We start from the raw sequence: 22,893 nt of genomic DNA, 5'->3' as shown, positions 1-22,893 counted from the left end.
CGTCTCATTCCATCGTCCCGAGGATGTCTTCCCATGAGAATCCAACGAGTGTCCGTTCTGCATGCAGATGCCGGATGGCGCGTGACGTCCTTCCTCAAGATCGAGACGGCGGACGGCATCGTCGGTTGGTCCGAGTTCAGCGAAAGCGTCGGGACGGCGGGGCTGTCGGCCACCATCCTGGCCCTCGGCGAGAAGATCATCGGCCTCGATCCGCGACGGGTCGAGTGGATCATGGCCGTCCTTTACACCACCGTCGTGCCGGCCTGGTCGGGCATCAACCAGCATGCCGTCGCCGCCATCTGCAATGCGCTGCTGGATATAAAGGCCAAGGAACTCGGCGTCCCCGTCCACGCGCTTTTCGGCGGCATGGTGCGTGACAGGCTGCCGGTCTACTGGTCCCATTGCGGCAGTTATCGCGTGCGGTATGCGGACGCTCTGGGAAAGCCGCCTCTCCGGACGATCGACGATTTTCACGAGATCGGTGCCGAAGTGGCGCGGGCCGGCTTCTCGGGACTGAAGACGAACATCATGATGATGGAGGACGGGCAGCTGTCCGCCTTCCGCCCCGGTTTCGGGACATCCGGCTTTCCGGGACTCATACCGCAGCCGAAGGTTCTCGAGACGCTCGACCGGCAGCTCACCGCCCTGCGCCACGGCGCGGGCCCGGACATGGACATCATGCTCGACGCCAACTTCCATTTCCGCACTGAGGGCTACCTGCAGCTCGCCCGCGCCCTTCGCGATCACCGCCTGACCTGGCTGGAATTGGACTGCTACGATCCGAAATCGGTGGCGCTCGTGCGCCGCGAAGCGAACCTGCCGATCGCCACGGGCGAGTCGCTCTACGGCCGACGCAGCTATCGGCCCTTCCTCGAAGCCTATTCCATGGACGTCGCGATCGTCGACGTGATCTGGAACGGCTTCCTGGAAAGCACCAAGATTGCCGCCGCCGCAGAGACATACGAAGTGAACGTCGCGCCGCACAATTTCTACGGCCACCTCGCCGACCACATCAGCGCGCACTTCGCAGCGGTGACGCCGAATTTCCGGATCATGGAAATGGACATCGAGGACGTGCCCTGGAAGGGCGAATTCGTGACCGACGCACCGGTGATCGAGAACGGCGCCTTCGTCGTTCCCGACCGGCCGGGCTGGGGAACGGACGTCGACGAGAAGGCCGTTGCGCGGCACCCCGTCACGAGGTGAAGAGATGCTCAGCCAAGCCAGTAAGCCGGGGCCGGAGGCCGCGCGGCTCGGCGCGGTGAGGGACCGGGCCGTAGCCGGTCCGGCGGAACCGTTGCTCGACATTCGCGGCCTCGGCATCTCCTTCGGGCGCGCAGCCTCGCGCACTGCCGTGACGCGCGACATTTCCTTCGCGGTCGAAAAGGGCCAGTGCGTCGGGCTCGTCGGCGAAAGCGGCTGCGGCAAGACCGTCACCGGCCTCGCCCTGATGGGCCTGCTGCCGCTGAGCGGAAGCCACTTCGACGGCGAGGTGCTGTTTCGTGGCGAGAACCTGCTGCGCCTGTCCGAGCGCCAGTGGCGAAGCAAGCGCGGGCGGCACATCGGCATGATCTTCCAGGAGCCGATGAGCGCCCTGGACCCGGTTTTCACCATCGGCGAGCAGATCAGCGAGACGCTGCGCGCCCATTTCCGCATCAACCGCAAGGAAGCGCGTGAGCGGGCCATAGACGCATTGGCCAAGGTCGGAATTCCCGATCCATCGGTGCGCTACGAGGCCTACCCGCACGAGCTCTCCGGCGGCATGCGCCAAAGGGCAATGATCGCCATGGCGATCAGTTGCGAGCCTGCATTGTTGATTGCAGACGAACCGACGACGGCGCTGGACGTCACCGTCCAGGCCCAGATCATGGACGTGTTGGCAGACCTCAACCAGCGCATGGGGATGGCCATCCTCTTCATCAGCCACGACCTCGGCCTCGTCTCGCAGGCCTGCGACCGCCTTGTCACGATGTATGCCGGCGAAGTCGTCGAGAGCGGCGCGATCGACGACGTCCTGGTCGAGCCACGCCACCCTTACACCTCCGGTCTGCTTCGTTCCCTGCCGACCTTCTCGCCGCGCAAGTCCCGCCTCCCGTCGATCCCCGGCCGCGTGCCGAAGGCCGGCGAATTTCCCCACGGTTGCCGTTTCGAGAGCCGCTGCGCCCACGCCCGCCCGCGATGCCGCGTCCCGCAACCGATCCATACCCTTCCCACCGGGGCGCATGTCCGGTGCTGCCGGCACGAGGAACTGGACCTGCCGGGAGTGACGCAATGATCATCGACGCGACCCTGCCACCGGCAGCTGCGACGCGACCCGTCGTGACGGTCGACGACGTCACCGTGCGCTTTCCCCTCGGCCAGAAGAGGTTCCTGACGGCCGTCGACGCGGTGAGCCTTGCCGTCACGCAGGGCGAGACATTCGGTCTGATCGGCGAGTCGGGCTCGGGCAAATCGACGTTGGGCCGGTCGATCGTCTGCCTGGAAAAGCCGACGACGGGTCGTGTCCTGCACGGCGAGATCGACCCTTACGGGTTGAAATCGAAGGCCCTTCGCCTGCATCGGCGCCAGTACCAGATCATCTTTCAGGATCCCTCCGCCGCCCTCGATCCGCGCATGACCATCCTGAAATCCGTGCGCGAACCGCTCGACGTCCTCGCCGAAAAGCCCCGCCGGGAACGTGACGCCATCGCCATGGAGATGCTCGAACGCGTCGGGCTCGACGGCGGTTTCGCCGATCGTTATCCGCATCAGCTGTCCGGCGGCCAGAAGCAGCGGGCCTGCATCGCCCGGGTGTTGACGCTGCAGCCCTCGTTGATCGTCTGCGACGAAGCCATCGCCGCGCTGGACGTTTCCATCCAGGCCGACATCCTCAACCTCCTGGCCGACCTGCAGACGGAATTCGGCCTCACCTATTTCTTCATCTCCCACGACATCGGCGTCGTCGAGCACATCGCCGACACGGTCGCGGTGATGTATCTCGGCCAGATCGTCGAGATCGCTCCCGCCGAGGTTCTCGCCGATGGCTATCGGCATCCCTACACGGAAGCGCTGCTCTCGGCCGAACCCGTGGCGCTCCCCAGCCACATGCGATCCGACCGCCGGATCGTGCTCGAAGGCGAACTGCCGAGCCCGGTCAAGCCGCCGTCCGGTTGTCGCTTCCGCACCCGGTGTCGCTACGCCACCGAGCGATGCGCCGCCGAAGCGCCGCCGCTGCGTGAACTGGCGCCTGGCCACCGCGCGGCCTGTCATTACGCCGAGACGTTCCGCCGAGATCTCCAACCGCAGGAAGTGGAGGCCTGATCCATGCGGATGATACGTCTGATCGGCTGGCGGCTGTTGCAGGTCGTGCCGGTCGTCCTCATGGCCACCGTGGCGATTTTCGCGCTGGTGCAGATGGTGCCGGGCGACCCTGCGGCCGTCATCGCCGGAGAATACGCCACGGCCGACAACATCGCGGCCATCCGCCAGGAACTCGGTCTCGACCGCCCCGTCTGGCTGCAATATGCGACGTGGCTCGGAGGGGCCTTCCAGGGAGATCTGTCGGACTCGCTCATCACCGGCCTGCCGGTGCTCGACGAGGTGTTGCGGCGCCTTCCCAATACGCTTCTGCTCGCCGTGCTCGCCCTCCTGATCTCGATCGTCGTCGGCGTGCCGCTCGGCATCCTCGCCGCCACCAAGTCCGAGACGGCGCTGGACAGGGCCGCGACCAGCATCGCGTCGCTCGGCGTGGCGGTGCCGAATTTCTGGCTGGGGATGATCTTCGTCGCCACGCTGTCCCTCGGCCTCGGCTGGTTCCCGACCACGGGCGCCGTTCCGATCACCCAGGACTTCTGGGGCGCCCTGCATCATGCGGCTTTGCCGGCGCTGACTCTCGCCACCGCCGGCATCGCCGAAATCACCCGGCAATTGCGCAGCGCGATGATCGAGGTCCTGTCGTCCCAATATGCGAGGACGCTGCGGGCGAAGGGGCTGTCGCGGGCCTCCATCCTGTGGAAGCACGGCTTGCGAAACGTTTCCCTGACGCTGCTGACGGTCATCGGTCTGGTCTTCAACCACACGCTCGGCGCCACCGTCGCGACCGAAGCCGTCTTCGCCATTCCCGGCGCCGGCTCGATGATCGTCTCATCGGCGGTCAGCAAGGACTTTCCGATGGTTCAGGGCATCGTCTTCGTCCTGGTGCTGATCGTGATCACGATGAACCTGATCATCGATCTGCTTTACGTCATGCTCGATCCACGGGCGGCCAAGAAATGACCGACTTCATCGCAACACCACCCTCTCGCCAAGGCCTTGCCGGCCGGATGATCGGCTGGATTTTTTCCGACCTCAGGGTGACCATCTGCCTTGGCTATCTGGCAATGCTGGTGATCGTCTCGATCTTCGCGCCGCTGCTGACGCCGTTCTCGCCCATCGAGCAGAGCATGGACATCCTCATGCCGCCCGACGCCGCGCACCCGCTCGGCACCGACGACCTCGGCCGCGACGTCTTCTCGCGCGTCGTCTACGGCGCCCCGATGTCGCTCTATGCGAGTTTTCTCGCGGTCGGCGTCGGGCTCGTCCTTGGCTTGCCCGTCGGCGTCCTCGCCGGATATCTCGGCGGCTGGGTCGACGCGGTCGTGAGCCGGATGATCGACACGCTGCTGTCCTTTCCCGGCATCATCCTCGCCGTCGCGGTCACGGGCGCCTTGGGCATCGGGCTGACCAACGCCATGATTTCCGTGGGGATCGTCTTTTCGCCCAACATCGCCCGGCTGATCCGCATCCAGACGATCGTCGTCAAGAACGAACTCTACGTCGACGCCGCGCGCACCTTCGGCATGTCGGTTCCGCGCATCATCATCCGCCACATCCTGCCGAACGCCATCCAGCCAATCATCGTCCAGGTCACCCTGATGCTGGCCGTCGCGCTTCTGGCTGAAGCCAGCCTCAGCTTCCTCGGCCTTGGTGTCCAGCCACCCCATCCGAGCTGGGGCCAGATGCTGGCGCGCGGCTACAGCTACATGGAGATCGCCCCGGAGCAGATGTACGTGCCCGGCATCGCGATCCTTCTGACCTCCCTCGCCTTCAACGGCCTCGGCGAAGCCCTCCGCTCGAAGCTCGATCCGACCCGTCGCCCTCGCGGCTGACCGTCACTCACCTATCACGACAGGAGCTGAAAAATGAAAATCGGGTTCATCGGTCTCGGCGTCATGGGACGACACATGGCGCGGCACTTGGCCGCCGCCGGCCACGACGTCACCGTCTACAACCGCACCGAGGAACGCGCCCGGCAGTGGGTCGAGGCCAATGGCGGGCAACTTGCGCCGACGCCGGCGGCCCTGGCGGAGGGGCAGGACATCGTCATGGCCTGCGTCGGTAACGACGACGACGTTCTGGCCGTCACCACCGGTCCGCAGGGCGCGTTCGCGGCGATGACGAAGGACGCGATCTTCGTCGATCACACCACCGCGTCCGCGAACGTCGCACGGCGGTTGCACGACACGGCGACGGGGCTTGGCCTCGACTTCATCGATGCGCCGGTCTCCGGCGGCGAGGCCGGCGCCGAGAAGGGCGTTCTGACGGTCATGTGTGGCGGCGACGAAGCGGCCTTCGAGCGCGCCAAGCCGGCAATCGACGCTTTCGCGCGCAGTTGCCGTCTGATGGGACCCTCTGGCGCCGGTCAGCTCACCAAAATGGCCAATCAGATCTGCATCGCCGGGCTTGTCCAGGCGCTCTCGGAAGGCATCCATTTCAGCCAGACCGCCGGGCTGGACGTCGAGGCCATGCTCGACGTCGTGTCGCAGGGAGCGGCAGGGTCGTGGCAGATGGAAAATCGCGGCCGGACGATGAACCGCGGCGAGTTCGGCTTCGGTTTCGCCGTAGAGCTCATGCGCAAGGACCTCGGCATATGCCTCGCCGAAGCCAAGCGCAGCGGTGCATCCCTGCCGGTTACGGCGCTCGTCGACCAATTCTATTCGGACGTCGAGAAAGCCGGAGGCAGCCGGTGGGATACCTCCAGCCTGATCACCCGCCTCGCACCGGACGGCACCGGCGCAAAGGGTTAGCCGTTCGATGACCCGCCGTTTCAAGATCGTCTCCACCGACCCGCTGCATCCGCAGGCGGAAGCCACGCTGCGCGAGGCGCACGACTACCGTTCGGGCGGTGACGGGACATCGCTTCACGACCTGGTGGCGGATGCCGACGCCCTGATCGTCCGGCGCAAGCTGCCCGACGACATCTTCGACCACGCGCCGAAGCTGTTAGCGTGCGTCCGGCACGGCGTCGGCCTCGACTTCGTCCCCGTCGAAGCCGCCACGAGCCGCGGCATCCCAGTCGCCAACCTCCTCGACGCCAACAAGCAGTCCGTCGTCGAATACGTGGTTGCGACGGCCTTGATGCTGGCCCGAGGTCTGGCGGGTATCGACCGAGCGCTGAAGAGCGAAGGGTGGAACGCGCGCAACGGCTATGACGGTGGCTTCGAACTCTTCGGGAAGACGTTGGGCGTCGTCGGTTGCGGGCGTATCGGTCGGGGCGTTGCAGACGCAATGCAAGCCGCCTTCGCGATGACGGTGGTGGGCCATGCCGCCCGTCCGTTTGAGCACGACTTCGTCGTCTCTATCTCTTTGGAAGATCTTTTTGCCCGCGCCGACATCGTCACGTTGCACCTGCCGTCTACACCCCAGACCAGAGGTTTGATCGGTTCCGCCCTGTTCGAACGCATGAAGCCGGGTGCGATCCTGATCAACGCAGCGCGGGGCGATGTCGTCGATGATCGGGCGCTCCTGGCTGGGCTGGAGGCCGGCCGACCGTCGGCGGCCGCGATCGACGTCTTCGAACCCGAGCCTGCACCCCGCGACCACCCGCTGCTTCGGTACGACCGCGTCTTCGCGACACCCCACATCGCCGGACTGTCCCGCGAGAGCGCCATCCGCATGAGCACGCAGGCGGTAACGGAGACGCTGAAGGTGCTTCACGGCGAGAAGCCCACCTCGCTCATAAACCCGGCCGTCTGGGAAACCCACATCGCTAGGCTGAACGGCGCTTGAACCGGCCCGAAACCAGCACCAATGAGGATCCCTCCTCGAGCGGCCGTCGGCGACTTCACCAGAGAACGGATTGGGAATCGGCAAGAGACCTCGGCGCCCATCGGCGCGGGGTCACACCTATAGCCTCCGAGATCGCGCCAAATTCTGTTGTGGATGGAGCGGCGCATCTTCGCGCAGCAGCGTCCATCTCTGGGTCATATTAGCCAGGTGAACCCGCGACACGTCGCACATCATCTGGATCGGAACCTGGGCCGGTTTCGCGGTCGTGAGCCGGAAAACCTGAACGATGTCCCGTGTTCTGCGCAGGCATTTGCCTCAGAAGCGGATTGTAATGCCGATGGCCGCCCTACGGCTCGTTGTATCCTCGTCGCAGGCGCAGTCGTAGGGAACGTGGACTGAAACCGGGTGCTGAACGCAACGCCGAGGCCTGCCCCGACGGCGAAGCAGTCCTGTGCGCCGGCCGAGACGTTGGTCAGGTCGGTCGCGCTCGCGGCGGCAATGGCGACGCTGCTCGTCTGCGATGCACCGGCGAAATCGTGCTCGTAGTACAGCGAGAACTGCGGTTTCGGACCGCGGTGCCCAGGGTGAAGCTCGTCTCCGCCTCGATGCCGATGCCGCAAGAAAGGGCGTTTGCACTGTCGCGGTCGACTGCCAGATTGAGATGCCAGCGCCTATCTCGGTGTAGCTGCCGCTCGTGGCCGCTCGAATGCTGGAACGAGACGAAGAGCTGCTTTGGGATCTCGCGGACGGCCTTGAATTGGAGGACGGCGCACTGTGGATCCACGACCTCGACGACGACAGTGCCGTCATGGGTTTTACCGACTTCAGCCTCGCCAACCTGCGCAAAATCATTTCCAATCACATCGACCGTCGGAGCCAATCATCGGCCCCTAAGCCTGCTGTCCTCGCCGGATGCGTACATTGACCTTACGTCGACCTTCGGTAGATACGGAGAGCCGGCCAGGTCGAGACGCGCCTGGCATGGCGGGCTGTCACGAGAAGCCGGGAGAGGGTAGCCACCGTTGGCCGGCTCACATTGCAGAGAGTCGTGCGTGGTCTCGCATTATCGCTCCTTAATCGGCCGCGACGAGGCCGTTTTGAATGGCCGAAAAGCGGGGATCGAAGGTGCGGGCAATGGGTTCGGCCGCTGCTCCCGTGGCCACCAGCCATGGATCCGCCCCCCCGATCGTTAGCCGTGGCAGTTCTCTTCCTGGCCTGTCGGCATGCGACGGCAGGAGCGGCTGCATGCGTTCGCGCAAGGCGTCGAGCAGTGAAGGCGGAATGGCTCCACCAAAAACGATCGTGTCGGGGTCTAGCAGCGTCTCCAGGATCTGGACCACCCATTTCAGTCGCCCCCCCGCCGCATCGAGCCATACGCCGGCCGCTCCGCTCGTCAGTGCATCGTCGATGGCCGGGAAGAGGTCGGGCATCGCCGGGTCGAGACCCAGCCAGCGACAGAGCGAAGCCAGCGAGACGCCGTGCTCGATCGGCTCACCAAGGCCCCCATCCGGCATCCAGGGCAGCGCCATGCCGATCTCGCCGGCATTGTTGTGATTGCCGGAATGGATCTCGCCGCGCACGAAGATGGCGGCGCCGAGGCCGTAGCCGAAATAGAGATAGACGAAATCGTCGATGCCTTTCGCAGCACCCGACAGCTTCTCGGCCGCCGCCGCCGCCGCCGCGTCGTTCTGCAGGGTGACCGCCAGCCCCGTCTCGGCGGCCAGTTCATCGGCGATGGCGCGGTTCTGCCAGGCCGACATCATCCATGGATCGTAGTCGCGCGGCGCCTGGCCGAAAGGCCCGGGCATCGCCAGGCCGAGGCCGACGATCCTGTCTGCGGCGCCGGGCTCCAGGGCGGCCAGCCGCTCGCGGGTGTCGGCGACGAGCCCGTAGACGACGGGCAGTCCCGTCTCCGGCCCGCCATTCGGCAGCGGCATCTCAAGGCGCATACGCTCCGCGCCGAGAAGGTCGACGGCCACCGCCCGCGTCACGTGCCGGTCGATCTGGACACCCAGCGCGAAGGCCCCGCTGCCGTTGAGCCGATAGGGACGCGCGGGCTGGCCCCGGGCGATCCGCACGGGCGCATCCGCGATGACCAGATCCTCCGCCGCAAGATCGGCAACGATGTTCGACACCGTCTGGCCGGTCAGGCGCGTCGCCCGTGCGAGCTCAGCTCGTGACAGCGTCCCGTTCAGCCGCAGCGCTTCGATGACGACGCGCCGGTTGTGGGCGTAGGCACCGCCGAGATTGGCCCCCTGCGTTGCCCGGATCCGCAGTGGTCTGGTCATCGATTGTTCACCTGTTGACAATGCCGCCCGTTCGCGCAACCATTAATCCAAATTGATTGAATTAATGCCGTACACCACTCATAACCGTGCTTCAACAAGCCGCTCATGATGGCGGCTCCGAAGCTCACCAGGGGAGTCTGTCATGCGTCATCGTCTCGCTTCAACCGCCATGGGGGCCGCCGCCATCGCGGCATTCCTCGCCTCGCCGGCCTTCGCCGAAACGACGCTCCGCGCCCTCTTCATGGCACAGGCTGCCTACAGCGAAGCCGACGTGCGGGCCATGACCGAGGCCTTCACCAAAGAAAATCCCGACCTGAAGGTCGAACTCGAATTCGTCCCCTATGAAGGCCTGCACGACAAGACGATTCTCGCCCAGGGGTCGGGCGGCGGTTACGACGTGGTGCTCTTCGACGTGATCTGGCCGGCGGAATACGCCTCCAACGACATTCTCGTCGACCAGACCGACAAGATCCTGCCGGAGATGAAGGACGGCGTCCTGCCGGGCGCCTGGACAACGGTGCAGTACGACGGCAAGACCTACGGCATGCCGTGGATCCTCGACACCAAATACCTGTTCTACAACAAGGAAATTCTCGAAAAGGCCGGAATCAAGGCTCCGCCGAAGACCTGGGAGGAACTGGCGAGCCAGGCCGCGACCATCAAGGAGAAGGGCCTCCTGGACGAGCCGATCGTCTGGAGCTGGTCGCAGGCCGAAGCCGCTGTCTGCGACTACACCACGATCCTGTCAGCCTATGGCGGTTCGTTCCTCGACAAGGACGGCAAGCCGGTCTTCCAGACAGGCGGCGGCCTCGAGGCGCTGCAATACATGGCCGGCACGATGAAGGACGGCATCACCAATCCGAATTCCAAGGAATATCTGGAAGAGGATGTTCGCAAGGTCTTCCAGAACGGCGACGCGGCCTTCGCGCTGAACTGGACCTACATGTACAACCTGGCCAACGACCCGAAAGAATCCAAGGTCGCCGGCAAGGTCGGTGTCGTTCCGGCCCCCGGCCACGCCGGCACCAGCGAGGCCTCGGCGGTCAACGGCTCGATGGGTCTCGGCGTCACGACGACGAGCCAGCACAAGGATGAGGCTTGGAACTACGTCACCTTCATGACCTCCCAGAAGGTGCAGAACGAATATGCCAAGCTGAGCCTGCCGATCTGGAAGGCATCCTATGACGACCCGGCCGTCACCAAGGGCCAGGAAGAACTCGTCGCCGCGGCCAAGCAGTCTCTTGCCGTCATGTATCCCCGCCCGACGACGCCGCGTTACCAGGAACTGTCGCAGGCCCTGCAGCTGGCGATCCAGTCGGCGATCCTCGGAATGGCAAGCCCCGAAGAGGCGCTCACAGAGGCCGCCGACAACAGCGGCCTCTGATCGTCGCTGTCCGAAAACGTCCGGCGCCGTGCATCATGCGCGGCGCCTGACGTTGCGCCCTCCCCATTTTCGTCTTCAGTCACGAGGCTGTCTTGTCGAGCGCCTGGATCACCACCCGCGCCTGGTTGCTGATGCTGCCGCTGCTGATCGTGATGATCGCGATCGTCGGCTGGCCGATGGTCGATACGGTACGCCTCTCCTTTACCGATACCCGCCTAGTCGGAACGTCCGGCGAGTATGTCGGCCTTGCCAACTACGCCAAGCTCCTGACGGGCAACGCCTTTCTCGGCGCGCTACGCACCACCGCCGTCTTCGCGGTGTTCTCGGTCGCCGCCGAAATGACGCTCGGCGTTCTGGCGGCCCTGCTTCTCGACCAGCAGTTCCGCGGCCGTTCCTTCGTGCGCGCACTGATGATTCTGCCGTGGGCCTTGCCGACCGTGGTCAACGCCATGCTCTGGCGGCTGATCTACAATCCGGAATACGGCGCCCTGAACAGCCTCCTCACCCAGCTCGGGATTCTCTCGGAATACCGTTCATGGCTTGGCGAGCCCGGCACGGCACTCTGGGCGATCGTCGCAGCCGACTGCTGGAAGAACTTCCCCCTCGTCGCGCTCATCGCCCTTGCAGCCCTGCAGGCCGTTCCCCGCGACATCAAGGCGGCCGCCGTCGTCGACGGTGCGGGCGCCTTCGCGCGGTTCCGCTTCGTCCTGTGGCCCTATCTCGCCGGGCCGCTGACCATCGCCCTCGTCCTGCGCACCATCGAGGCCTTCAAGGTCTTCGACATCATCTGGGTGATGACGCGGGGCGGTCCGGTCAATTCGACCCGAACCCTTTCGATCCTCGTCTATCAGGAGGCCTTCTCCTTCCAGCGCGCCGGCTCCGGCGCATCGCTCGCTTTGATCGTCACGCTGATCGTCACCGTCTTCGCGGGCTTCTATATCGCCCTGATGCGGCGCAGCGGATCGAGGGCCTGACGATGGAACGTCGCTCGCTCGCCGCCAGCAGCCTCGTCTACGGCGCCGCCATCGTCATGTCCGCGGTGATCCTCGCGCCGCTCGTTTGGCTCTTCCTGATGAGCATCTCGTCGGCCACCGACCTGTCGGCTCAGCCCCTGCACTGGTGGCCCGAGACGCTCGATCTGTCGCGCTACGGCACCCTCGTCTCGCTCGTCTCCAACAGCGCCGGCGAAGCGTTCCTCGGTTCGCTGCGCAACAGCCTGTTCGTTTCCGGGCTTGCGACGCTCGGCGCCATTCTCGTCGCCGTTCCGTCCGCCTGGGCTGTTTCGCGCACGCCGCAGGTGCAGTGGTCGCTCTTTGCCGTCATCGCGACCTACATGCTGCCGCCCGTCTCACTCGCGGTGCCGCTCTACATGGGACTGGCCCATTTCGGCCTCCTCAACACGATCGTCGGGCTGGCGCTCGTCTATCTGACGATCCTGGCGCCCTTCGCCACCTGGCTCCTGAAGACCGGCTTCGACACCATCCCCCAGGAGATCGAAAGCGCCGCGATGATCGACGGAGCAAGGCTCGACCAGACGATGCGCCTCGTCACCCTGCCTTTGGCGAAACCGATCGTGGCGACGACCGCCCTGTTCGCCTTCCTCCTGGCCTGGGACGAGTTCTTTTACGCATTGTTGTTCACGGCCGACCAGCGGGCCAAGACCGTCACCGTCGCGATCGCCGATCTCGCCGGCGGCCGGGTCTCCGACTACGGCCTCATCGCGACCGGCGGCATCCTTGCCGCCCTGCCGCCCGTCCTGATCGGGCTCGTCATGCAAAGGGCCGTGATATCCGGCCTCACTACCGGTGGAGTTAAGGGATGACACTTCCAGGCGATCCGACCAGCCCCCAGGGGCTGGTGGCGATCGAGCGCGAGATGGCGCGCCAGTCCGATGACGCGCTGGCGTCCTTCGAGGCAGGCAGGACCGTTGCCGAGCGCATTGCCAATTCGCTGAACGAGACCGGGCGCCTTCTCATGCTTGGCATGGGCGGCTCCCATGCCGTCGGCCGCGCAATGGAGCCTTTCTACCGGGCGCAGGGCGTCGAGGCCTTCGCGGTGCCGATGTCCGAGCAGCTCGTCTCGCCGGTTGCCGTCGATGGCCGGACCGTCCTCCTCACCTCGCAGTCCGGCGAGAGCGGCGAGGTCATCCGCTGGCTTGAGCAATCCGGAAAAACCAAGGACGTCTTCGGCCTCACACTCGAAGGCGGCTCCAGCCTGGCCAAGTCCGCCCCCAGCCTCGTCGGCGCCGGCGGCACCGAGAGGGCCTTCGCCGCGACCCGCAGCCTCACGATCACCTTTGCCCAGCATCTGGCGATCCTCGTCGCGCTCGGAGCAGACGCGGCCGGAGCGCTCGAGGCCATACGCGAGGCGGCTGACGTCTCCGCGGAACCTGCACTCGAGGCCTTCGCCGGCGTCGATACGGTCGTCACCTCCGGCCGCCTGCTGCGCGGCGTCGCCGAGGCCATCGCGCTCGGCTTCACCGAACTCACGCGCGAGCCAGCCTATGCGCTGGAAGGCGGACAGCTGCGCCACGGGCCAATGGAGATGCTGGGAGGCCGCGTCGGCCTTGTCCAGTTCTGCGCCGACGAGGCAGCCGCCGATCTCGTCCGCAGCCTGTCGAAAGCCGCCGTCGAGGCGGGCTCGCCCGTCGTCGTCTTCGACGCCTCCGGCGGCGAGCCGGTCCCCGGCACGGTGTCTTTCGGCTTGCCAAAAGCCCAGGGGCCGGCGGCGATCTTCCGGATCCTGCCGGTCGCCCAGCGCTTCATGGTGCAGCATGCCGCAAGGCGGGTGCCGGATGTCGGCACGCCGCGCCGCTCGCAGAAGATCACGGGGATCGTCTGAGGCGCAATGTCCAGGTCCCGTCCCCTCGCCGTTCTCGGCAACGTCAATGTCGATCTCATCCTCGGCCCCTGCGCGCCCTGGCCTCGGCCGGGCACCGAAGTGATGGTCGAGCATGACGATCTGCGCGTCGGCGGTGCCGCCGGCAACACCGCGCTCGCCTGGGCCGGCCTCGGCCGGTCGCACGAGATCTTCGCCAATGTCGGGTCGGACAGTTTCGGCGCGTGGCTGAAGGCGGGGTTCGGGGCTCGGGCTGAGAGTTGGGCCGTCGAGAAAACGGCGACGACCATCTCGGTCGGGATCACCCATCCCAATGGCGAGCGGACCTTCTTCACCTCGCGCGGCCATCTGCCGCAGTTTTCCTGGGCTTCGGTCCAGCGGATGCTGAATTCAGAGACGCTGTCGGGGGGCATTCTCCTCGTCTGCGGATCCTTTCTGACGGGCAGCCTGACGAGCGACTATGCCCGGCTGTTCGACTGGGCAGACCGGCACGAGGTGGAAATCGCCCTCGACACCGGCTGGCCTCTGAACGGCTGGAGCCCAGAGGTACGCGAAACCGTTCACGGCTGGTTGCCGCGTTGCCGCTACCTGCTCCTCAACGAGATCGAGACCCTCGCCCTCGCCGAAACCGACGACATCGCCGCAGGCATCGCGGGGCTCAGCGGCAAGCTTCGGCCGGATGGCATCGCCGTCGCAAAGCTCGGTGCCAACGGGGCAATGGCGCATGCACCTGACGGCGGCCTGATTCACCGATGGGCACCTGCTGTCGAGGTAATCGACACGATCGGGGCCGGCGACGTCTTCAATGCAGGATTCCTGATGGGGATCGCGACGGGCGATCCGCTGGCCGAGGCGCTCGATGCCGGCATCGCAGTCGCTTCGCGGGCGATCTCCACCACGCCCCGTCTCTACGCGCTGAAAGATCCGACATGAGCACGCTCGAAATCGCCGCCGTGACGAAGCGCTTTGGCGCGATCGACACCCTCAAGGGAATCGACATCGTCCTTGAGAACGGCGAGTTCCTCGTTCTTCTCGGCCCGTCGGGTTGCGGCAAGTCGACCTTGCTCAACATCATCGCCGGGCTTCTGGAGCCGAGCGGCGGCGACATCCTGATCGACGGCCGCTCCATGCGAAAGGTCCATCCGAAGAACCGCGACATCGCGATGGTCTTCCAGTCCTATGCGCTCTATCCGAACCTTTCGGTCGCCCGCAACATCGGCTTTGGCCTCGAGATGCGCAAGGTGCCGAAGGCCGAGCGGGAAGAGGCGGTCCGCCGTGCCGCCGAGATCCTGCAGATCGAGCCGCTGCTCGCCCGCAAGCCGGCGGAGCTGTCCGGCGGCCAGCGCCAGCGCGTCGCCATCGGCCGGGCGCTGGTACGCGATCCCAAGGTGTTCCTGTTCGACGAGCCCTTGTCGAATCTCGACGCGAAGCTTCGGACCGAGATGCGCACCGAGCTGAAACGCTTGCACCAAAAGCTGAAAGCCACCATCGTCTACGTGACCCATGACCAGGTCGAGGCGATGACGCTGGCCACCCGCATCGCGGTTATGCGCGAGGGCCGCGTAGAACAGATCGGCACGCCACGCGAAATCTACGACCACCCTGCGAGCCTCTATGTCGCCAGCTTTATGGGATCGCCCCCGATGAATCTCCTCGAGGGGCGCGTTTCGGCGAATGGCGACAGCTTCGAGGCCGAGGGCGGAAGCTGCTTCATTCCGATCCCCGCGGCTTCACGCAGCACACTCGGTCCGGGCCGCCCGGTCATCGCCGGCATCAAGCCCGAGCACCTCGCTCCGGCGAGATCTGACACGCGGTCCACCCTGTCGATGGACGTCGAGGTGGTGGAACTCACCGGCGCAGAAACTCTGGTGATTGGCCGCACCGGCGGACAGACGCTGGTCGCCAGCGTTAAACCGGACGATGCACCTGCCATCGGCACGCCTTTTGCACTAACCGCTCCGGCGGACCACGTCCGCTGGTTCGATCCTGACAGCGGCAAGGCCTTCCCGGCATGACACTCGAGTCGCCGCTGCATGACGATCGTGGGCATCGGTTAACGGTTAGGGCGGTTGGTATGACTTGGAACTGAGCCGGCAGTTTCAGCGGCGACGCAGTGACATGCGGTACTCGAACCGATCGGCCGGGTGCTGGCTGGCACTGACATAGACGATCGTGCCGGCGGAGCTGTACCGTCGGATGATATCGAGGGCAGGCGAACCGGGCACGGCGTCGAGCATGTCGGCCACAACATCGCTCAGGACCGTCGGTCGGATCACCTGGACCACTTCGTCGACGACGACGCCGTGCCGCTCCGCGATCCGGTCGGCAATCAGCCCGCGATAGCCTTCCAGGCCGTCGAGGGCGTCGGCGTAGCGCGGCTCGATGTAATTGTCCGTCCAGCAGATCGGCGGGTCGTTTGAGAGGAAATCCGAAGGCAGGGCTTTCACAAGGATCCATCGCGTCCCCGGTCGAAAGCCCAGGCGCGCCGCGAGACGATCGTCGGAAACGATTTCCTCGCGGCTCAAGATCAGCCTGTCGGTCGCGGCGCCGAAATGGACCAGCTCCTCGATCGACGTCGTCGAAGCATCGTAGCTCGAATGTCCGACGCTGGAGGCGACACGGGTCCCGACACCCTTCTGGCGCGTCACCAGGCCGAGCGTAACCAGCCGGTTCAAGGCGGCGCGCACAGTCGAACGGCTGAGCTGGCGCTCACGCGCGATCTCCACTTCCGTCGGCAGAAGCGCCCCCACTGGGAACGTCCCGTTCTGTATGCCGCAGATCAGCTCGTCAGCAAGTTCGGCGTAAATCGGGCGGAACGACATCCATGATTCTCCATGAACCGACGACCGTGTCAGGACGGTTGACTCGTCGCAAGACCCGCGTATGTTCGGACATTCCAGTTTGTTCGTACATACTGGTTGGGAGGAACACAATGTCCGACGAAAAAGCGCACGCGGTCATCGACACCGCGCTCGAGGACGCTGAAAAGTTCGATTTCGGCTCCAAGGTTCGGGATGATGGAGGATTAGGTCGGCACCGGAAACCCGGCGCGTCGTGCTATCCTCGGTTATGTTCGCCCGCCTTCTCCGCACCCTCGACGCCCGCCGCCAGCTTCGCCGCCGCGCCGTCGCCGAGGCCGGCCGCCTCCTTCTGGAGATGCCGCCCGACCATGCCTGGCTCACCGCCCGAACCCGAGGCGATGCGGAGCCGGCGGACAGAAAATTGTGGGCGCAGGTCAGGCAGGAGATCGCCCGCCAGAGCGGCTATCAAGGCCCGTCCGACACGGCGCCCCTGTATCTCGAGCGGCAGATGCTGTGGTCATGGTCCGTGAGACGCTGTTTCCATCACCGGAACAGCTGCGAGATGACAGAGGAAGACGCGTTTGCGATCGACAACGCCTGGAGGCCAAGCGACTTCTGCGTCTCCAGAGCCTTAAGCCTCGTCGACTCTTCTTCGAGATCCGCGTCGACGAGCCTGCCCACGCCGGCATCCATTCGGTCGATCGACGCGTCGATGAAGGTCGTCTGGACGTCGATGCGGTTCTGGATTGCGCCCAAGCCGGCAGCAGCGTCAGTAATCTGCTCGAGCATGTAGTCGACGCCGACGATGTAGTCGTCAATGTCGGCGCTCGACGATGTCACGTCGACGTCCGCTAGATCAAACGTCAACAAGTATCCCTCGCTCGTCCGGATGTTCCCTACGTAGACCGCCGCGGCGTTATTCCCGTAAATGTCGTACATCGCCGGGTCGCCGGTGAACTCGATCATGCTTCCGCTGGCGGTCGCAACGAGGCCAGAACCGGAAGCGGCGAATTCGATGACCTGCGCAAGTTCTGCCGCGGAAGATACCGTAGCGTCTGAGCGCCCGAGCGCGGTGTTCACGACGTCGCGATCGATCGTCTTGGTCGAGGGACCGCCGGAGCCGATCCCGACGTCAAACATCACTGTGACGTTCGAGGGCATCGTGAACGCGCTGGTGAACGACATCGTGCCGGTTGCCTGCATGTTATCGTGCTCAAAATGAGGTCCGGCTTCGAGACCGAACGCAAAGTTCGAACCGATCGTCGAGACCACGTTCGAGATCGTAATGCTCGATCCTGGATGGCCCGACGTCTCTGTGGATGAGATCTCCAGCGGACCGGAAGACCAGTGAAACCCGCCGGCCCGGGCGTCGATACCCTGCGCGGTGAATGCGCTGTCTAAGACCGCTTCCCAGTCAGAAACCGTCGAGATCGTTCCGGCAACGCCGACACCGAGGGCAGCATCGACGCGAGCCCGATCGATCACGACGGTATAGAGATCACCCGCCTCCACCGGACTGTCGTCGACTAGAATGTCGAAGGTGATCGTGTCCGAAGCCGACAATGTGCCGGGACCGGTGAAGGCGAAGTCGTCGTGGCCGTTGTGACCGGTCCCGGTGACATTGACAGTGCTGAAGCCGCCGATATCGCCCAATTCGCCCGAGTCTTTCTGCAGGAGGCCGCCGCCGCCGGTGTTGATGAGCGCGAGGGCATTCAAATCGACGGACATTGAGCCAAGCGAGATCCCGCTCGCCGTCCTCGAGATCGAAGCCGTGATCGACGTCGTCCGGTCGCCAATGTCCTTCAAACTCATCGAGAGGTCGGTCGAAAGCCAGTTCACGCCGGAAAAGCTCGCGGAATCGGCGACGCTTTCGATCTGCTTGTAGATCTGGTCGAGTTCCGTTTGGATTTTCTCGCGATCGACGCCATCGGTTTTTGCGGCAAGGAGCCTGGCTTTGTATGCGGATACCAGGTCTTTTGCCGAGGAGAGGCCCTGATAAGCCGTATCAACCATGGCACTTCCGAGGCCCAGCGTGTCTCGGACCGCAGCGGTTGTTGAGGAGTCCGAGCGCATGGTCGTCGCTATTGACCAGAATGCGGCATTATCTTCGGCGTCGGCCACGCGCAGTCCGGTTGCAACTGCACCTTGTGCCGTCTCTTCTGCAGACGAAATTGTCCTAAGCGTCTGAAGGCTAGAAATCGACGACGTGTTCGTGTGAAGGCTCAGCATGTCAGGCAGTTACCGTTGCGTAAATGTAATAAAGACAACGGATTATAATTGCAGATGAAATCGTTAATCCCGGCTAAACGGTCGCAACTTCAACCTAAAATAATTCGCACCAAGCCAACGACGCATGCTGATATGGAACATAACAAGAACATACGCTAACGTGCAGAAACGACTCAGGAGCCGCCCGATGCCACCGAAGACCGCCCCTCGGTACTGGATCGACAACCGGACCACCTCCCTCCCGCTGATGGCGCGGGATCTCGGCGTCGCCTGACGCGCCTTGGGCGGCTCTTGCGGGAGCCGCTCCGGGAGCGCCAGACGCTCGTCAACGACTAATGAGGATTCACTATGCGTGAGAAGGACATCCGCACGATAGAAATGCTCGACGGCATCCCGGGCGACGCCGGCAGCGAGGAGACTGCGACTGAGCTGCTCGTCCAAGTCGTCCGCCGGCTCGGCTACGGCGCCCTTTCCGACGCCGGACTGGAAGCGCTTGCCGCCGCTCATCGGGAGCACGACGACAACCGGAGGTGACCACCCGGTCCCTGAACGACCGAAGCCCCCGGAGTGGCGTCAGAGGGCTTTCCTATTCTCGCTTATTTGCGAAAACCGCCAATAACCCATAATAGCCCGCCCCTGCCGCCTCAGTCGCCGACCGCCTCATACGTGCCGCCCATCAAGATCCCCGCGCACCCTCCGTCCGTCCTGACCTCCAGCTTTCCGAGACCGCGATCGACGATCCCGACCAACCCGCCGCCGACCTTTCCATGCGCGATGCCGTCGATGAAGGTTCCAGCCGGCCCGCCGATCTGGGCCGAGAATTCACGCCGACAGACCGGCTTGCTGTCGCCGCGCCAGACGAACGGCTCCCAGGTAACTCGCCATCGCGTCGGTCCGGTTCGGTCGATCCGGAGGTCGCAGACATGGCGGGTGCCGCATTCGCGATTGTAGTAGCCGGAGAACCGATCGGCCGAGAGGGCCGGCGTGGCGAGGGCGGCGATCGCGAGGGTGATGAAGAGGACGCGCATCATTTGTCGTCTCCCCCATCCGGGACGCGAGCGTCGAGGATCGCCCGCATCTCGTCGTCGGAAAGATCGGCGACGCGTCTCGCGATCCGCCAGCCGGACTGATCGACGCGCTGGCCAAGGACCTCGTCGAGCGCCCGCCTCTCGGCCTCGGCCTTCGCCTGTTCGATGAACGACCGCTCCCACGCCTCGAGCGTCCTCGTCGGGATCGGCGGCGGCGTCCGGCGGGCAAGGATCTCGTCGAGGCTGACGGGCCGGAAATCCCAGTTGTCGACGCCAACATCCACGGCGCCCGCGACCTGCCGATTGCCGTGGACGTGTCCGAAGAGGTGGATCGCGTCGCGGAAAAAACCCGGCCACTCGGCGAGCGGGTAATGACATATGACGACGCGCCGGCCGTCCACGGCAATCTCATGGAGGTCGTGGACCGACTCCCAGGGCCACTCACGCACGGAAGCTCGGTCATGGTTGCCGACGACGAGGTACTTGCGGCCATTCAGCAGCCGGAAGATCTTCTCCGCGTCCACGATGGGCATCTTGTATGAGAAGTCGCCAAGGTGCCACACGGTGTCACCGGGCGCGACGACGGCGTTCCACCTGGCAACCAACTCCCTATTCATTTCGTCGATGCTCGCGAACGGCCGGCCCGACATTCGGATGACGCCTTCGTGGCCGAAGTGGTGGTCGGCAGTGAAAAAGGTTCTGATCATCGGCCTGCCTCGCGGCTGTCGTCGCGCATCGCTTCGATCGTCTTCAAGAGAATGTGGACGGCAAGTTTTTGCCCGGCCGAGCGGCAGAGAGGCTCGGCACGCAGCGTCCAGTACTGGACGGTCGATGCCGGCAGGGTCACCTCCACGGTCTCTTGATCGTCGCGGGGTGCCAAGGCATCGACGTAGACACCGACCGCCTCCTCCGCGATCTCGACGGGCAACCGGCGCTGGCTGACCACGAGCTTCGCTAGGCGCCCGTAGAATCCGGCGTCGAGTTCGATCGTGAGTTCTTGCTTCTGCATGATGGGCCTCCTTCGCCCGCTAATTCCGGATTTCGAATGCATCGCGCCCGTCGACGAGCGTCTCGACGATCCGAGACAGCTGTCGCAACGAGCCGCCCTTCCACGCCCTCCGGAGAAGCTCTTCCTCGTCCGGGGCGATCGGCGTGATCATGCCATCGAGGAGTCCGCGCCGGCGCCGGATGTCGTCGACGATCTTGCGGGCGATCGGGCCGACGTGCTCCGGACCAGGGTCAGGCATGCGGACAATGTCGAAGCGATCCCTCAGCGGCGCCGGAATGCTGAGCGTGTTCGCCGTCGCCAAGAAACTCACGTGGCTCAGGTCGATCTGGGCGTCGATCGCCGCCTCATAGTATGCTCGGGCGGTGTGCGCTTCGAGCATCGGGAGCAGCGCGTCGACGAGGCTCCCATTTTCCCAATGCCTGCCGGCCTTTTCCAACTCGTCGAGCACAATCACGGGATTCGCGACGCCGTGCTGCCGGATCGCTTCACCAGGCGTCGAAAGCTGCGAGCTATGCCACCTCGCGGGCGTCCCGCCAAAGCTGTTGTCGCCGCTGCTTGCACACGGAAAGATCACGTGCGGGACGTCGAGGATCTCGCAGATCGCCTGGAGGAGGCTCGTCTTGCCGGTGCCGGGCGCGCCGACGAGGAGGGTCGGCTTCAGCCTCACGACCTCGCCGAAACGGACCGTCGCCAAGAGCTTCCGGACGACGTCGGCGGCATGCGGCCACTCATCGACGAGAGCGGCGGTCGGATCGGTGATCGCGGTGACGAGAGGCAGGTCGCGGCCGGCAATCGCACCGCAAGCCTGCCACATGGCCTTCGTCGCCGTGGTCGCGGGGGCGTCGGCGGCCGGCGCCTGCAGGACGCGGACGACAGGATCGTTGTGGTCGGATTCCTCTCGCCGGGGCTCCGGGGCCTCCGCCTCGGCGTTGCTGCCCTGCCGATCGGCATCGTCGATGAGGATGCGAAGGATCTCGATCGCGTCTCCGGCGCTCCGCCCCTGCTCGATCGCGAGGTCGATCATCCGGCAATCGATCTCCGTCGCAACGAGATCCGCCGGCCACCGGACGTCGGAAGCACTGAAACGCCGGCGGAGGATCTCGGTCATGATGGGCTCGCCGATATCCCTCGCGTCGATCTCGACGTCGACGAGGCGGCGGAGGATTTCCGGGATTTCGTCGTCGTCGCAGACGCGGAGAAGTGCGTCGTTTTGAGCGAGAGCCGAGATCACCGCCGCCGGCTCGAGAGGACTCGGGCTGCCGTCGATTTTCCGCGTCGCGAACTCGCCGGGCCGCGACATCATCAGCGTCGTCGCAATCCTCCGCGCAGCCAGCGCCCACGCATCGCCGGCGCGGATAACGACGAGGCGGGACCGTTCGACGTCGACGCGGTCGGGGAGCCCGGGATTCGCGAGATGGATGGCACGGTCACTCGCATGCGAAACGCGAGCGAGAGCGTCCTGATGGAGGACGTCGAGCATGTCGATGTCGTCGGGATCGACGGGCTGGGGCCGGCGCTTGCCGACGATTCGGCCGATCTTGTTGTTCATGGGGAAAGCCTCCAGATTGGCGACGACTGGGCCTGCATCGCCCGGGCTCGTCTGGATGCTCTAGTGGTAGCAGACGCCGGTTAAGACGGCTTTAGGGATTTCACGAGGATCCTCAGATTTCGTCGATTTGCTCGAATTCCCCGGACGCCGCGAGTTCGAGAATCGCGGACCTGGCGGCCTGTCGAGTCAATCCCTCGTCGCGCATCTCTTCATAGAGCGAGCGGATCTCGTCGGAGAACTCAGATCGCAGCTTTCGCTGTTCCTCGAGCTTGCCGAGCAGCTTCGGGGGAATTCGAGAATCGCCGCTGATCCATCGGGTGACGGTTCGCATCGGGACGCCCGTGCTTTGTTGCAGGAGTTCTGCGGTCGAGCGGGGGAAGACGGCTTTGACGAGCGCGATCGCCGCCGCGGCGTCGTAGGGCACGAAGCCAAGCTTTTCGGGATTTTGGTCGTCTGTCATGTCGAGGGGCCTCCGTTCGCCCGGGATTTAAGATCATCGCACGATGATAGACGACGGTTTCGTGAGGCTGAACCGGCGCTTCACATGCCCTATGACGACCAACACCTGTCGCCGCACCTGTCGCCGTGGGAAATAGGGGTCTCCGGAAACCCTTGTGCCCGACCTGAGACATAGGTGACACTTCGTACCGGAGACATGGGTAACACTTTTCGCTTTGCGGGAGGTGTTGATGCCGTGGATGGAAAGGTCCGTCATGGACGAACGTCTGCGCTTCGTGGCCC

General features: G+C 64.8%; 23 protein-coding genes. 15 read left to right on the top strand and 8 right to left on the bottom strand.

The features are described from left to right. The first annotated feature begins 33 nt into the window (after positions 1-33). The 8 genes from GTK09_RS23450 (at position 34) to GTK09_RS23415 (ending at position 7,951) form a co-directional block, all read left to right on the top strand. Positions 34-1,206, top strand: coding sequence for a mandelate racemase/muconate lactonizing enzyme family protein (locus tag GTK09_RS23450; RefSeq protein ID WP_163465837.1), 1,173 nt, complete (start codon positions 34-36; stop codon positions 1,204-1,206). A 4-nt stretch (positions 1,207-1,210) separates the two neighbouring features. Then, entirely contained in the window at positions 1,211-2,275 is a 1,065-nt protein-coding gene (locus tag GTK09_RS23445) for an ABC transporter ATP-binding protein (RefSeq protein ID WP_163465836.1), read from the top strand. Next, positions 2,272-3,300 (top strand): ABC transporter ATP-binding protein, encoded by a 1,029-nt coding sequence (locus GTK09_RS23440; protein WP_163465835.1) that lies wholly within the window; start codon positions 2,272-2,274, stop codon positions 3,298-3,300. Before GTK09_RS23445 ends, GTK09_RS23440 begins: the two co-directional genes overlap by 4 nt. A 3-nt stretch (positions 3,301-3,303) precedes the next feature. After that, a complete protein-coding gene (locus tag GTK09_RS23435) occupies positions 3,304-4,254 on the top strand; it encodes an ABC transporter permease (RefSeq protein ID WP_163465834.1) in 951 nt (316 codons plus the stop codon). After that, a complete protein-coding gene (locus GTK09_RS23430) occupies positions 4,251-5,126 on the top strand; it encodes an ABC transporter permease (RefSeq protein WP_163465833.1) in 876 nt (291 codons plus the stop codon). The genes GTK09_RS23435 and GTK09_RS23430 overlap by 4 nt, the downstream gene beginning before the upstream one ends. Positions 5,127-5,159: 33 nt before the next feature. Beyond that, positions 5,160-6,044: an NAD(P)-dependent oxidoreductase gene (locus GTK09_RS23425; protein WP_163465832.1), complete on the top strand. Its 885-nt coding sequence runs from the start codon at positions 5,160-5,162 to the stop codon at positions 6,042-6,044. A 7-nt stretch (positions 6,045-6,051) separates the two neighbouring features. Next, complete coding sequence (locus tag GTK09_RS23420) at positions 6,052-7,026, top strand: hydroxyacid dehydrogenase (RefSeq protein ID WP_163465831.1); 975 nt, start codon at positions 6,052-6,054, stop codon at positions 7,024-7,026. Positions 7,027-7,732: 706 nt separating this feature from the next. Continuing rightward, positions 7,733-7,951, top strand: a complete 219-nt coding sequence (locus GTK09_RS23415; protein WP_163465830.1) for a hypothetical protein — start codon at positions 7,733-7,735, stop codon at positions 7,949-7,951. Positions 7,952-8,099: 148 nt separating this feature from the next. Here the strand turns inward: GTK09_RS23415 and GTK09_RS23410 are convergent, their stop codons facing one another. Then, positions 8,100-9,314 carry an ROK family transcriptional regulator gene (locus tag GTK09_RS23410; protein WP_163465829.1) on the bottom strand — a complete coding sequence of 405 codons (1,215 nt, stop codon included), beginning with the start codon at positions 9,312-9,314 and terminating at the stop codon, positions 8,100-8,102. A gap of 142 nt (positions 9,315-9,456) precedes the next feature. Between GTK09_RS23410 and GTK09_RS23405 the strand changes: the two genes are divergently transcribed. The 6 genes from GTK09_RS23405 to GTK09_RS23380 all read left to right on the top strand — a co-directional run bounded on the left by GTK09_RS23405 (position 9,457) and on the right by GTK09_RS23380 (position 15,551). Beyond that, positions 9,457-10,698 carry an extracellular solute-binding protein gene (locus GTK09_RS23405; RefSeq protein WP_163465828.1) on the top strand — a complete coding sequence of 414 codons (1,242 nt, stop codon included), beginning with the start codon at positions 9,457-9,459 and terminating at the stop codon, positions 10,696-10,698. A gap of 92 nt (positions 10,699-10,790) precedes the next feature. Continuing rightward, a complete protein-coding gene (locus GTK09_RS23400) occupies positions 10,791-11,672 on the top strand; it encodes a carbohydrate ABC transporter permease (protein WP_163465827.1) in 882 nt (293 codons plus the stop codon). A 2-nt stretch (positions 11,673-11,674) separates the two neighbouring features. Continuing rightward, the gene (locus GTK09_RS23395) at positions 11,675-12,520 is read left to right on the top strand and encodes a carbohydrate ABC transporter permease (protein WP_163465826.1); all 846 of its coding nucleotides are present in this window, start codon (positions 11,675-11,677) and stop codon (positions 12,518-12,520) included. Beyond that, positions 12,517-13,539, top strand: coding sequence for an SIS domain-containing protein (locus GTK09_RS23390; RefSeq protein WP_163465825.1), 1,023 nt, complete (start codon positions 12,517-12,519; stop codon positions 13,537-13,539). Before GTK09_RS23395 ends, GTK09_RS23390 begins: the two co-directional genes overlap by 4 nt. Positions 13,540-13,545: 6 nt before the next feature. After that, the gene (locus GTK09_RS23385; protein ID WP_163465824.1) at positions 13,546-14,469 is read left to right on the top strand and encodes a carbohydrate kinase family protein; all 924 of its coding nucleotides are present in this window, start codon (positions 13,546-13,548) and stop codon (positions 14,467-14,469) included. Continuing rightward, the gene (locus GTK09_RS23380; protein ID WP_163465823.1) at positions 14,466-15,551 is read left to right on the top strand and encodes an ABC transporter ATP-binding protein; all 1,086 of its coding nucleotides are present in this window, start codon (positions 14,466-14,468) and stop codon (positions 15,549-15,551) included. The genes GTK09_RS23385 and GTK09_RS23380 overlap by 4 nt, the downstream gene beginning before the upstream one ends. Before the next feature lie 84 nt (positions 15,552-15,635). On the opposite strand, the gene GTK09_RS23375 is transcribed toward GTK09_RS23380, so the two are convergent. Beyond that, positions 15,636-16,358 carry a GntR family transcriptional regulator gene (locus GTK09_RS23375; RefSeq protein ID WP_163465822.1) on the bottom strand — a complete coding sequence of 241 codons (723 nt, stop codon included), beginning with the start codon at positions 16,356-16,358 and terminating at the stop codon, positions 15,636-15,638. A gap of 522 nt (positions 16,359-16,880) precedes the next feature. Beyond that, complete coding sequence (locus GTK09_RS23370; protein ID WP_163465821.1) at positions 16,881-18,566, bottom strand: flagellin N-terminal helical domain-containing protein; 1,686 nt, start codon at positions 18,564-18,566, stop codon at positions 16,881-16,883. Between the two features lie 348 nt (positions 18,567-18,914). Between GTK09_RS23370 and GTK09_RS23365 the strand changes: the two genes are divergently transcribed. Continuing rightward, positions 18,915-19,100: a hypothetical protein gene (locus GTK09_RS23365; protein WP_163465820.1), complete on the top strand. Its 186-nt coding sequence runs from the start codon at positions 18,915-18,917 to the stop codon at positions 19,098-19,100. A 110-nt stretch (positions 19,101-19,210) separates the two neighbouring features. Here GTK09_RS23365 and GTK09_RS23360 read toward each other — a convergent pair whose 3' ends face one another. The 5 genes from GTK09_RS23360 to GTK09_RS23340 all read right to left on the bottom strand — a co-directional run bounded on the left by GTK09_RS23360 (position 19,211) and on the right by GTK09_RS23340 (position 22,576). After that, complete coding sequence (locus GTK09_RS23360; RefSeq protein WP_163465819.1) at positions 19,211-19,597, bottom strand: hypothetical protein; 387 nt, start codon at positions 19,595-19,597, stop codon at positions 19,211-19,213. Next, positions 19,594-20,301 carry a metallophosphoesterase gene (locus GTK09_RS23355; protein ID WP_163465818.1) on the bottom strand — a complete coding sequence of 236 codons (708 nt, stop codon included), beginning with the start codon at positions 20,299-20,301 and terminating at the stop codon, positions 19,594-19,596. Before GTK09_RS23355 ends, GTK09_RS23360 begins: the two co-directional genes overlap by 4 nt. Further along, on the bottom strand, positions 20,298-20,603 hold the full coding sequence (locus GTK09_RS23350) for a hypothetical protein (RefSeq protein WP_163465817.1): 306 nt from the start codon (positions 20,601-20,603) through the stop codon (positions 20,298-20,300). Before GTK09_RS23350 ends, GTK09_RS23355 begins: the two co-directional genes overlap by 4 nt. 19 nt (positions 20,604-20,622) lie before the next feature. After that, positions 20,623-22,152, bottom strand: coding sequence for an AAA family ATPase (locus tag GTK09_RS23345; protein WP_163465816.1), 1,530 nt, complete (start codon positions 22,150-22,152; stop codon positions 20,623-20,625). A 112-nt stretch (positions 22,153-22,264) separates the two neighbouring features. After that, positions 22,265-22,576, bottom strand: coding sequence for a hypothetical protein (locus tag GTK09_RS23340; protein ID WP_163465815.1), 312 nt, complete (start codon positions 22,574-22,576; stop codon positions 22,265-22,267). Positions 22,577-22,893: the final 317 nt, after the last annotated feature.

The sequence above is a fragment of the Jiella pacifica genome, from assembly GCF_010500815.1.
GTDB lineage: Bacteria > Pseudomonadota > Alphaproteobacteria > Rhizobiales > Rhizobiaceae > Jiella > Jiella pacifica.
The sequence above is the reverse complement of the archived record's forward strand: the minus strand, read 5'-3'. Positions and strand labels throughout refer to the sequence as shown.